This window comes from Streptomyces incanus (assembly GCF_042656345.1).
Taxonomy (GTDB): Bacteria; Actinomycetota; Actinomycetes; order Streptomycetales; family Streptomycetaceae; genus Streptomyces; species Streptomyces incanus.
In genome coordinates this window covers 1-9,952 of record NZ_JBHSPC010000134.1, presented here as the reverse complement: position 1 = coordinate 9,952, position 9,952 = coordinate 1, and the positions used below count along the sequence as shown (strand labels likewise).

The 9,952-nt window shown below is 67.9% G+C and carries 8 protein-coding genes and 4 pseudogenes; 6 read left to right on the top strand and 6 right to left on the bottom strand.

The annotated features are described in order from the left end of the window. Positions 1-58 precede the first annotated feature (58 nt). A pseudogene (locus ACFP2V_RS34110) lies at positions 59-550 on the top strand (transposase); the annotation flags it as partial. After that, entirely contained in the window at positions 547-969 is a 423-nt protein-coding gene (locus ACFP2V_RS34105) for a hypothetical protein (protein WP_381219147.1), read from the top strand. The pseudogene ACFP2V_RS34110 and the gene ACFP2V_RS34105, both read left to right, overlap by 4 nt. 273 nt (positions 970-1,242) lie before the next feature. Here ACFP2V_RS34105 and ACFP2V_RS34100 read toward each other — a convergent pair whose 3' ends face one another. The 3 genes and pseudogenes from ACFP2V_RS34100 to ACFP2V_RS34090 all read right to left on the bottom strand — a co-directional run. Further along, positions 1,243-2,160: an IS3 family transposase gene (locus ACFP2V_RS34100; protein ID WP_381219145.1), complete on the bottom strand. Its 918-nt coding sequence runs from the start codon at positions 2,158-2,160 to the stop codon at positions 1,243-1,245. After that, on the bottom strand, positions 2,157-2,465 hold the full coding sequence (locus ACFP2V_RS34095) for a transposase (RefSeq protein ID WP_381219144.1): 309 nt from the start codon (positions 2,463-2,465) through the stop codon (positions 2,157-2,159). The genes ACFP2V_RS34100 and ACFP2V_RS34095 overlap by 4 nt, the downstream gene beginning before the upstream one ends. A gap of 173 nt (positions 2,466-2,638) precedes the next feature. Beyond that, positions 2,639-2,875 (bottom strand): annotated as a pseudogene (locus tag ACFP2V_RS34090) (LLM class flavin-dependent oxidoreductase); the annotation flags it as partial. A 180-nt stretch (positions 2,876-3,055) separates the two neighbouring features. On the opposite strand from ACFP2V_RS34090, the gene ACFP2V_RS34085 reads away from it, so the two are divergent. Further along, the gene (locus ACFP2V_RS34085) at positions 3,056-3,907 is read left to right on the top strand and encodes an NmrA/HSCARG family protein (RefSeq protein ID WP_381219142.1); all 852 of its coding nucleotides are present in this window, start codon (positions 3,056-3,058) and stop codon (positions 3,905-3,907) included. Positions 3,908-3,987: 80 nt separating this feature from the next. Here the strand turns inward: ACFP2V_RS34085 and ACFP2V_RS34080 are convergent, their stop codons facing one another. Then, positions 3,988-4,362: a MaoC family dehydratase gene (locus ACFP2V_RS34080; protein ID WP_381219149.1), complete on the bottom strand. Its 375-nt coding sequence runs from the start codon at positions 4,360-4,362 to the stop codon at positions 3,988-3,990. Between the two features lie 244 nt (positions 4,363-4,606). On the opposite strand from ACFP2V_RS34080, the gene ACFP2V_RS34075 reads away from it, so the two are divergent. After that, positions 4,607-5,698 carry an integrase core domain-containing protein gene (locus ACFP2V_RS34075; protein WP_381219140.1) on the top strand — a complete coding sequence of 364 codons (1,092 nt, stop codon included), beginning with the start codon at positions 4,607-4,609 and terminating at the stop codon, positions 5,696-5,698. A gap of 380 nt (positions 5,699-6,078) precedes the next feature. Further along, positions 6,079-6,948, top strand: coding sequence for an alpha/beta fold hydrolase (locus ACFP2V_RS34070; RefSeq protein WP_381219138.1), 870 nt, complete (start codon positions 6,079-6,081; stop codon positions 6,946-6,948). 92 nt (positions 6,949-7,040) lie between these two features. Here ACFP2V_RS34070 and ACFP2V_RS34065 read toward each other — a convergent pair. Then, positions 7,041-7,208 (bottom strand): annotated as a pseudogene (locus ACFP2V_RS34065) (IS5/IS1182 family transposase); the annotation flags it as partial. 293 nt (positions 7,209-7,501) lie between these two features. Here ACFP2V_RS34065 and ACFP2V_RS34060 point away from each other — a divergent pair. Then, complete coding sequence (locus ACFP2V_RS34060; protein WP_381219137.1) at positions 7,502-9,664, top strand: recombinase family protein; 2,163 nt, start codon at positions 7,502-7,504, stop codon at positions 9,662-9,664. A 20-nt stretch (positions 9,665-9,684) separates the two neighbouring features. Here the strand turns inward: ACFP2V_RS34060 and ACFP2V_RS34055 are convergent. Next, positions 9,685-9,952: pseudogene (locus tag ACFP2V_RS34055) on the bottom strand (IS5/IS1182 family transposase); the annotation flags it as partial.

Sequence of the window (9,952 nt, the reverse complement as noted above, 5' to 3'; positions counted from 1 at the left end):
CATCCACCACGCTGACCAGCCGCGTTGCCTTACGCCTCACGAACTACAGCTGCCGTGACAGAGCATCCACGTCGCCGTCGGCGTGCCGGCCACCACGACCGGCCGGGATGCCGCGAAGAAGGTGCCGGGCCGCAAGAGATGCCTGGCCGTGGACGTCCTGGGCCTCGTCGTGGAGGCCGTCGTCCTGCCTGCGTCCGCACACGACAACGCCGCCGGCCTCGCATTGCTGGACGGCGTGGCCGCCCAGACCGACACGGTGCGTAAAGCCCTGGTCGACCAGGGGTTCAAGAAGACCGTCGTCGACCACGGCAAGCAGTACGGCATCGACGTCGAGATCGTCGAACGCAACCCGGCCGACAAGGGCTTCGCCCCCCAGGCCAAGCGATGGATCGTGGAGCAGACGAACGGGACCCTGATGTTCTACCGCCGCCTGGTCCGCGACTACGAACACCGGCTTGCCACCTCCCGCTCCCGCGTCTTCTGGGCGATGACCTCCGTCATGGCCCGCCGGCTCACCGACGCCACCCTCCCCACCTGGCGGACCGCATGAGCGACACCCCCCAGGTCAAAGACGTCCTCGCCTACATCGAGGCCCGCGAGCGCGAACTCGGCGAACAGGCCGGACGGCTCCGCTCGTCCATCGAGGACCTCACCGCCCGCCTCGGCGAACTCGACGCGGAGACCGAAAACCTGCGCATCACCCGCAAAACCCTCCTGAGCATCCCCGCACCGGCCCCCGCCGACGATCCACCCCGAGCCGAGGCGCCGGACCACCCCGCCTACCGGCAGATCCTCGCGGTCTTCGCCGACACCGGCCGATCGATGCGGGCCCGCGACCTCTGCGAGGCCCTCGACCTGCCCCTTCTCCCGAAGAACACCGAAGGCATCCGGTCCAAGCTGAAACGCCTGGTCACCCGCGGCGTCCTCACCGAACCCGAACCCGGCCTGTTCATCCAGCCCCGCCCCTGACCGCCGGCCCGCCCCGCCGACCAGGGCTCCTCTCCCAGTTCCAAGCGGCAAACGGACATCAGCTCACGTACCGCACTCTCACATCCCGCACTGTGGGCCCGTCGGTGAACAACTGGCGCGGTTTTCGCCAGACCACCGCAGGCCAGGGACATACCAGCGCGCCACTTGAATCCCGACGGGCCCACTCTTAGACAAGCCTCATCGTTGCGGCTCAGAAGGCACTTTCGCTTTTCCGATCATGATCCGGACGCGACCCCGGATGAAACGCGCAGGCTAGCTGGTCAGGACGGGTCTGCGGGGTCTCAGGTTCGCTCGTTCGGCCGTTGCCTGGTCGGCGTAGTACTTCTCCTCGAACTCGATGGGGCTGAGCCAGCCGAGCTTCTCCTGGATGCGGCGACTGTTATAGAAGCCGTCGATGTACTCGAAGAGCGCGAGGTTCGCCTCGGCCCTCGTTGTGAAGGTGCGCCCGCCCAGCCCCTCGGTCTTGATCAGCATCCACAGGTTTTCCGCCAGGGCGTTATCGTATGAGTCTCCGCCGGAACCCATGGACGCCTGAACACCCGCTCGCACCAAGCCAGTTGTGAGCTTCACAGACGTGTACTGACACCCGTGGTCCGCGTGATGGATCAGCGTGCCGGGGTCGGGCTCGCGGGAGGCGAGGGCGTACTCGAGGGTGGTCAGGACCAGGTCGGCGTCCGCGCGGGCGGAGGTCTCCCAGGCCACCACCCGGCGGGAGAAGGCGTCGCGGATCGCGGACAGCCACAGCGGGCCCTCGCCGGTGGGCACCATGGTCAGGTCGGTGACCCACAGCCGGTTCGGCGCGGGCGCGGTGAAGTCGCGCCGGACCAGGTCCGGGGCGAGCGTGGCCTTCGGGTCGCGGCGGGTGAAGCCCTTGCGGCGCGGGCTGACGCCCGCGAGCTCGGCCTCACGCATCAATCGCCCCACCCGCTTGCGGCCGACCGCCACGCCTTCGCGTTTGAGGACGGCATGGACGCGGGGCGAGCCATAGATTCCGCCGGAGGCGGTGTGGATCTGCCGGATCCGCCCGGTCGGCACGGCGTCCTGACACGTGCGCGCGCACGGCTCGCGCTCGGCGCGGCGCCGGCGGTAGTAGGTGGAGGAGGCGATGTGCAGTTCCCGCAGGACGCACTCGACTCCCAGGTGCGGATGCTCCTCGAGGAGCGCCGTCACCCGGGCCGGGTCGGGTCGAGTTGCGCCGCGAAAAAAGCCGAGGCCGTCCGCAGGACTTCGTTCGCGCGCTTGAGCTGGGCGTTCTCCTTGCGCAGCGCGGCGAGCTCGGCGCGTTCATCGGTGGTCAGCCGGTCGTCCCGCTCGCCGGCATCGGCCTCGGCCTGCCGGATCCAGCCACGCAGGGCCTCGGGATGGACACCGAGCTCGATGGCCAGACGCTTGATCTGGGGCTTCGGGTCGGAGGTCCGGTACATCCGTACCGCACGCTCACGCAACTCCAACGAGTACTTCCTGGGGGCAGCCATGATCGACGTTCCTCTCATGAGAACCATCTGGCCCTCTGCCAGCATCCTCCGCATCTCGGGGGAACCTCAGTCGACGGCCCCGGCCGCTGACCCGGACGAGTTGATCCGGCAGCCGAATTCCCAGTCGGGTCGTTGGTGGTGATCAGCGTTGTGGTGATGGGCAGGATCAGCTACTCGGTACGGGCCGCGATGTAGCCGAGCATGGTGGTCGGGGACGACGGCACGAACGGCGGATTGTGGTGCTCTTCGATCGCGAAGACGTCCAGGCCCATCTCCTCCGACTTGAGGGCGATGGCGACCATCGCCTTGATGTGTTCGTGCTCTGACGGAGTACGGGCATTGGTCGGGTCGGTCGTCACGTCCCCGACGGTGAAGATGCCGACTGCATGGGTCTCTCTTCTTCCGGCGATCGTGTGAGGTGGGGAACGCCAGGCGCCGGTCGGACTATCGTCATGACTGTGCGTGCACGGGGTCGAGCCCTCCAGCGCCCTTCTCGCGCGGGTCGTTATCGTGCGCTGTCGTTCGTGACGCATAGTTGGTTGGGGCCGACTTCGGATCTGATGCCCCTCTGCAGGGAAGGGAGTTCTTTCATGGCGCATGGGCCGATCCTGGTGCTCGCCGCGACAGGCGGACAGGGCGGGGCTGTGACCGACGCGCTGCTGGGTCGCGGAGCCCGAATCAGGGCGCTGGTACGCGACCCCGGTCGAAGTGCCGCGCGGCAACTGGCCGAGCAGGGTGTCGACGTGGTGGCGGGCTCCCTGAGCGATCGTGAGTCGCTCGCCACGGCCATGAAGGGGGTGGCCGGTGTCTTCGCGTTCACCACGCCCTTCGAGGCCGGTGTCGAGGCAGAGGTGGGCCAGGGGCGGGCGATCCTCTCCGCCGCGGCGCAGGAGCGCGTTCCGCATCTCGTGTTCAGCTCGGTGGCCGGGGCCGACCAGGACAGCGGGGTACCGCATTTCGAGAGCAAGGCGCGCATCGAGGCGGAACTGACCGCAGGCGATGTTCCGTACACGATTCTGGGGCCGACGTACTTCTTCGACAACGCGCTGGGCGGAGCGGAGCGCATCCTCGACGGCGTTCTCGATCTGCCGCTGCCGCCCGACCGGCCTTTGCAGCAGCTCGCCCGCCCCGACCTCGGCGCGTTCGCGGCGGAAGTGCTGCTCAACCCCGCCCCGTACCTCGAGCAGCGCATTGAACTAGCCAGCGACGCACCCACTCCCACCCAGATGGCGGCCGCGCTCGGCGCGGCCCTGGGACGGGAAGTCCGCTATGAGCAAGTACCGCTGACTGCGATCGGCAACCCGGACATGCATGCGATGTGGACGTTTCTGAACGGCCCTGGCTATCGCGTCGACATTCCTGCCCTCCATGCTGCTCACCCCGAGGTCCGCTGGACCCGCTTCGCCGACTGGGCACACCGGACGTGGGCGACCGCCCGCTGACCATCGCCCTTGGCAGCGAGGTGCTCCGGACGGAGTTCTTTCAGCGACAGAGGTGCGGTACGGGTGGTCGCCCGGCCGGGCTACTGGCGCCTGAGCAGGTACTTGTGCTGTCCTGACAGCACAAGTACGCCGCGCTGGTTGTGGATGGTGGCTGCCGTGACCACGATGCCGGTGTCGCCCTGCGGTTCCAGCCCGGTGATGGTGAGGGCGGGGTACAGGGTGTTCCCGGAGTGCACCTCCGCCAGGAAGGTGCAGGACAGTTCGAGGAAACTGATGAACACTTCGCCGATGAAGTGCGGGAACAAGGTGGCCCCGGGTGCGGTGAAGGCCAGCATCTGAAGACCGTGTACCACCGGCGCGGGGTGTCCGCGCTTGCGGGTCCATTCAGCGTCGTAGTGCACCGGATGGTTGTCTGCGGAGACCGTCTGGAACGCTGCGGCATGGGCGTTCGTCAGGGTCCGGCCGGGGCCCGGAGGGCCTCGCCGATGCGTAGGTCCTCGAATGTCCTGGCCGGGACGACGAGGAAGGCGTCGGGGTCGAAGTCGGCCGGACGCGCTGTGCTCTGTTTCCCATCGGGTGGTGCGGGTGCCGATAAATCATCCGGGCAGGTGACAGGCTTGATCGCTGATCTTGAGTCGCGCTCGTCGCCCTCCTGGCTGTCCACACATGCAGAAGGCAGGGACGGCATGATGGCCTGTCATGCTGCTGCGCCTGGCCTACGTCACCGCGACCACCGCCGTCACGCTGCTGCGCCTGCTGCCGATGAGCGACCGGGACAAGGACATCGAGATCCTGGCGCTGAGGCATCAGCTGCTGGTCCTGCAACGCCAGGCCGGCAAGCCCGCGTTCACCGACACCGACCGCGTGATGCCGACCGGTCTGTTCCACCGCCTGCCGAGGGAGAGGCTGCGGCGGCTCCCGTTGCTGGTCCGCCCGGACACGATCGTGCGGTGGCACCGCAATCTTCTCAAGCGCCGGCACGCCGCGACCTGCGTGCCGAAGCGTCGCGGGCGCCCGCCCACCGTCCACTCGATCCGCGCCCTGGTGCTGCGCCTGGCGCGGGAGAACAGCTCGTGGGGGTATCACCGGATCCATGGTGAACTTGCGGCACTGGGCATCAAGGTCGCCGCCTCCACGGTCTGGGAGATCCTCAAGGAGCACGGCATCCCGCCCGCACCCGAACGCCAAGGCACGACCTGGGCCGCCTTCCTTCGCAGCCAGGCCGACGCGCTTGTGGCCTGCGACTTCTTCGAGACCTGCACCTTGACCGGGGTCCATTTGCCCGCCTTTGCGGTCATCGAGCACGCCACGCGGAGGATCCGGATTCTGGGTGTCACCGCGCACCCCACAGTGCAGTGGGTGGTGCAGCTCGGGCGCAATCTCGTCACGGACCTTGAGGACGCGGCGAGCAGGGCCAGGTTCCTGATCCGCGACCGAGATGCGAAGTTCACCGCGACCTTCGACGCCCTGCTGGCCGACGCCGGCCTGAAGGTTGTCACCACCGGCATCCGGATGCCCCGGATGAACTCCCTCATGGAGCGCTGGATACAGACCTGCCGACGCGAGCTGCTGGACCGCACCCTCATAGGGGACCAGCGCCACCTGCTCCACGCGCTGCGCGAGTTCGAATCCTTCTACAACGGCCACCGGCCCCACCGAGCCCTGAACCAAGAGGCCCCGCTCCGCCCGCTCCCCGAACCGATCACCGAACCAGGGAAGATCGGGAACCTTCAGGTCCGTTGCCGCGAACGACTCGGCGTGACGCTGCACGAGTACGAATGTGCCACTTGACCAGGCCGGACGAATGATCGGCACCCGCAGTGTTGCAGCCATCTCTGACCGGACAGCCCGGACACCTGTCATCTTGGCTATCCGGGTCATTTCCATAGATGAGGGCCTTAACCGGACACTCGGACACTCGGACACGTGGGACACTCCATGTGTTTCCCGTCCGTTCCTCCCGGAAGACGCACGCGGAGGACGCGCTGGTCCCGGCGCTTCGACGGGTCAGACCTGTTGGTCCCGACTTGCCGCGGGGCGGTCGCTGAGGTTCGCTCGATAGCGTAGATGATTCACCGCTTGTCCCGCCTCGACGTCTCCCCGCCCAGTTCAGGGGCGGTGTAGCTGTCCGGCTCGGCTTTCGTGTCGTGTTGAACGAAGGGGTCAGAGTGATGGCATACGCCGTGCACCACCGTACCGTGGCCGTCGATGGCTTGGAGGTATTCTACCGGGAGGCCGGTAACGCGCAGGCACCCGTCGTGGTCCTGCTGCACGGCTTCCCGACAAGCTCGCACATGTTCCGCAACCTGATCCCGGCCCTCTCCGACCGTTACCGGATCATCGCGCCCGATCACATTGGCTTCGGCCAGTCGGCAATGCCGAGCCTCGACGAGTTCCCCTACACCTTTGACGCCCTCACCGAGATCACCTCGGGGCTGCTCGACCGCCTGGGCGTCAACCGGTTTGCTATGTACGTACAGGACTACGGCGCACCCATCGGGTGGCAGCTTGCGCTGCAGGACCCGCAGCGCCTCACTGCGATCATCACTCAAAACGGCAATGCCTACACCGACGGCTTCGTCAAGCCCTTCTGGGACGGCCTGTTCGCCTACGCCAAGGCACCGGGTCCGGAAACCGAAGCACCGGTGCGCGGCGCGCTGACCGCCGAAGTCACCCGCTGGCAGTACGTGAACGGCGTAGCCGACCAAAGCCTCGTCAGCCCCGACAACTGGGTCCACGACCAGGCGCTGCTCGACCGGCCAGGCAACAAGGAGATCCAGCTCAAACTCTTCCGCGACTACCCCACCAACGTGGACCTCTACCCGGCGGTGCACCAGTACTTCCGCGACTCCCAGGTGCCGCTGCTGGCCGTCTGGGGCGCGAACGACGAGATCTTCGGCCCGGAAGGCGCCCACGCCTTCCAGCGGGACCTGCCCAAGGCCGAGATCCACCTGATCGAATCCGGACACTTCGCCCTGGAGAGCCATCTGGAGACCATCACCCAGCACATCCGCGACTTCCTCAGCCGCGCCATCGCCTGACGCGGTCGCAGGAGGCCATGGCGCGGCCAGCCTCGCGGCAACTTGTTCCGCGCTAAGAGGGCGTTTAGCGTGGACGGATTGCCGCTTATGGCCTAGTAGGTGCCTCGCCAGGTTGGTGTGGTCTCGTCCGTTATGCGCTTGGCAAGGTTGTCGATCGAGGCGAGGTGGATCATGGCTTCGGAGCCGGTGGCGAGAGTCTCGTAGTCGCGGGCGAGTCGGCGCTGCATCATGATCCAGCCGATACTCCGCTCCATCGCCCAGTCACACTGCACATATGGATGGTCTGGACAGTGAGCGGGCGCCGATAATCGGTCGTGAGGGCCTGCTGCGGCTGGCCGCGGTGGCCGAGCGGCTGCGGGACCGTGACAAGGGAGATGAGTCGCCATGCGCGACGACAGTGACGTCGGCCCCAGAGGACGATTTTGGCGGTGCCGGACGGGCAGGTGTGGGCAGCACTACCGGAGGTGAACCGGCAGGCGGTGGTGGGGCAGTTGGTGCGGCTGGCGAGCCGCGCGTTGTCGGCGGCCGCGACGGCGAGTGAGCGGGACCGGCGATGACCTCGGTGATGCCATGGGAGCGGCCCGGCAGCAAGATCGACGACCGTCACCTGCAGCGGCTCGCGGTGATCTATATCCGCCAGTCCACCCGCCGGCAGCTCGTCGACCACCAGGAGTCGACCCGGTTGCAGTACGCCCTGGTGGACCGGGCGGTCGCGCTCGGCTGGCAGGCGGACCGGATCCTGGTGATCGACGAGGACCTGGGCAGGTCGGCGTCGAGTGCGGTGGCCCGCACCGGCTTCCAGCGGCTGGTCACCGAGATCGGGCTGGACCACGTCGGTCTCGTGCTGGGGATCGAGATGTCCCGCCTGGCCCGCTCCGGCAGGGACTGGTACCAGCTGATCGAGCTGTGCGCCCTGTCGGGTGCGGTACTGGCGGACACCGACGGGGTCTACGACCCGGCCGAGTACAACGACCGGCTGCTGCTGGGGCTCAAGGGCACGATCAGCGAGGCCGAACTGCACCTGATCAAGCAACGGATGTGGAGCGGGCGCCTGAACAAGGCCCGCCGCGGCGAGCTGGCCTTCCCCCTGTCCAGCGGTTACGTCCGCCGCCCGTCCGGGGAGGCCGCCCTGGACCCGGACGAACAGGTGCAGACCGTGATCCGTCTGATCTTCGCGCAGTTCGAGCGGCTCGGCACATTGCACGGTGTGCTGCGCTATCTCGTCGAGAACGACATCCAGTTGGGCATCCGGCTGCGGGAGGGACCGGACAGGGGCACCCTGGAATGGCGCAGGCCGAACCGGATGACGCTGCAGACCCTGCTGCACAATCCCGCCTATGCCGGGATCTACGCCTACGGGCGGCGCCGGGTCGACCCGCGCCGCCAGGACCCGGCCCGGCCGAGCACCGGACGGGTCGTCCGCTCCCGGGACGGATGGCATGTGATGATCCCGAATGCCCTGCCCGCCCACATCACCGTCGCCCGGTTCGAGGCGAACGAGGCGAAACTGGCGGCCAACCGCGCCCGCGCCGAAGCCATGGGCGCAATACGAGGCGGCCCCGCGCTCACGGCCGGGCTGGTGCACTGCGGGCGCTGCAACCGGCGCATGAGCGTGCGCTACCACACCCAGCACAGCAAGGCCCTGCCCGAATACGTGTGCGCCCGGGACGTGACCAACTACGGCGCGCACAAGAGCTGCCAGCTGCTCAACGCCGCCTGCGTGGACGCCTTCGTCGAACAACAGGTCCTCGCGGCACTGACGCCCGCCGCCGTCGAGGTGTCCCTGCGCGCGGCCGACCAGGTCCTGGCCGAGCGGGCCGAGCTGGAACGGCTGTGGTCGAGGCGGTTGGAACGCGCCGCGCAGGATGCCGACCGGGCCCGCCGCAGCCACCACCTCGCCGAACCGGAGAACCGCCTGGTCGTGCGCCAGCTGGAGAAGGAGTGGGAGGACGCACTCGCCGCCCAGCAGCGGCTTTGCGAGGAGTACGACCGCTTCACCCGCAGCAGTCCGCACATCCTCACTTTGGCCGAGCGGCAGACCATCACGGCTCTGGCCGGCGACATCGAGGGTCTGTGGCGCGCCCGCAGCACCACGACGGCGGACCGCAAGGAGATCATCCGCGCGGTCGTCGACAAGGTCGTCGTCACCGTGCTCGGCACCAGCGAGCGGGTGAAGGTCACCATCGTCTGGGCCGGCGGGAGCACGACGGCGGGAGAGGTCATCCGCCCGGTCCAGCGGTTGGAACAGCTCAGCTACTACCCGCAACTGGCCGATCGGATCCGCGAACTCGCGGGCCAGGGCATCGGAGCCGGCGGGATCGCCGACCGCCTTCAAGCCGAGGGCCTGCGGCCCGCGAAGGGCGGCAAGCGGATCTCCGCAGCCACCGTCCGCGACCTCATGCGACGCCTGGCCTGTCCCGCAGGCCGTGTCCACCGGCACCGCCCCGCACCACCCGGCGAGGAGCCCGGCCCCCACGAGTGGTGGCTGGGGCACCTGGCCGCCGAGCTGGACATGACCACCTCCACTCTCTACGCCTGGATCAACCGCGGCTGGATCACCACCCGCCGGGAGAGCTGCTGGCCCCACCGCCTCATCGCCCACGCCGACCAGCGAGAACTCGCCGAACTCCGTGAACGCCGGACCCGTCCGCCCGGCTGGTACAGCCGCCGCATCTGGACCGAGACCGCCGAGACGACAGAGCAACAGACTCCATGAGTGCACTGTGCTTGACAGATCTCCACCACCCAGCGCCTTTTCACGACGTGAAAACCGCGAACTCCGGGGTTTCTGTTGACGACTTCGACATCGATTCCGAGCCGCGCTCCGTGCTCGACCACGGCGTTCTTGAAGCCGGTGTCGACCCAGCTTTTCGTGATGGTCGGATACGTTTCCCTGACCCGGTCAAGGAGTTGTGTTCCCACGGCGTTTTCGGAGAGGCTCGCCACGGTGACGATCGCGACGAGGATCAGCCCGAGCGTGTCGGTGAGGATGCCGCGTTTCCGG

What these genes read in the sequence shown, in the direction of transcription:
- ACFP2V_RS34095 (WP_381219144.1), bottom strand. Translation starts at nt 2,465, where the DNA reads ATGGCTGCCCCCAGGAAGTACTCGTTGGAGTTGCGTGAGCGTGCGGTA.
- ACFP2V_RS34075 (WP_381219140.1), top strand. Translation starts at nt 4,607, where the DNA reads ATGCTGCTGCGCCTGGCCTACGTCACCGCGACCACCGCCGTCACGCTG.
- ACFP2V_RS34105 (WP_381219147.1), top strand. Translation starts at nt 547, where the DNA reads ATGAGCGACACCCCCCAGGTCAAAGACGTCCTCGCCTACATCGAGGCC.
- ACFP2V_RS34085 (WP_381219142.1), top strand. Translation starts at nt 3,056, where the DNA reads ATGGCGCATGGGCCGATCCTGGTGCTCGCCGCGACAGGCGGACAGGGC.
- ACFP2V_RS34060 (WP_381219137.1), top strand. Translation starts at nt 7,502, where the DNA reads ATGACCTCGGTGATGCCATGGGAGCGGCCCGGCAGCAAGATCGACGAC.
- ACFP2V_RS34070 (WP_381219138.1), top strand. Translation starts at nt 6,079, where the DNA reads ATGGCATACGCCGTGCACCACCGTACCGTGGCCGTCGATGGCTTGGAG.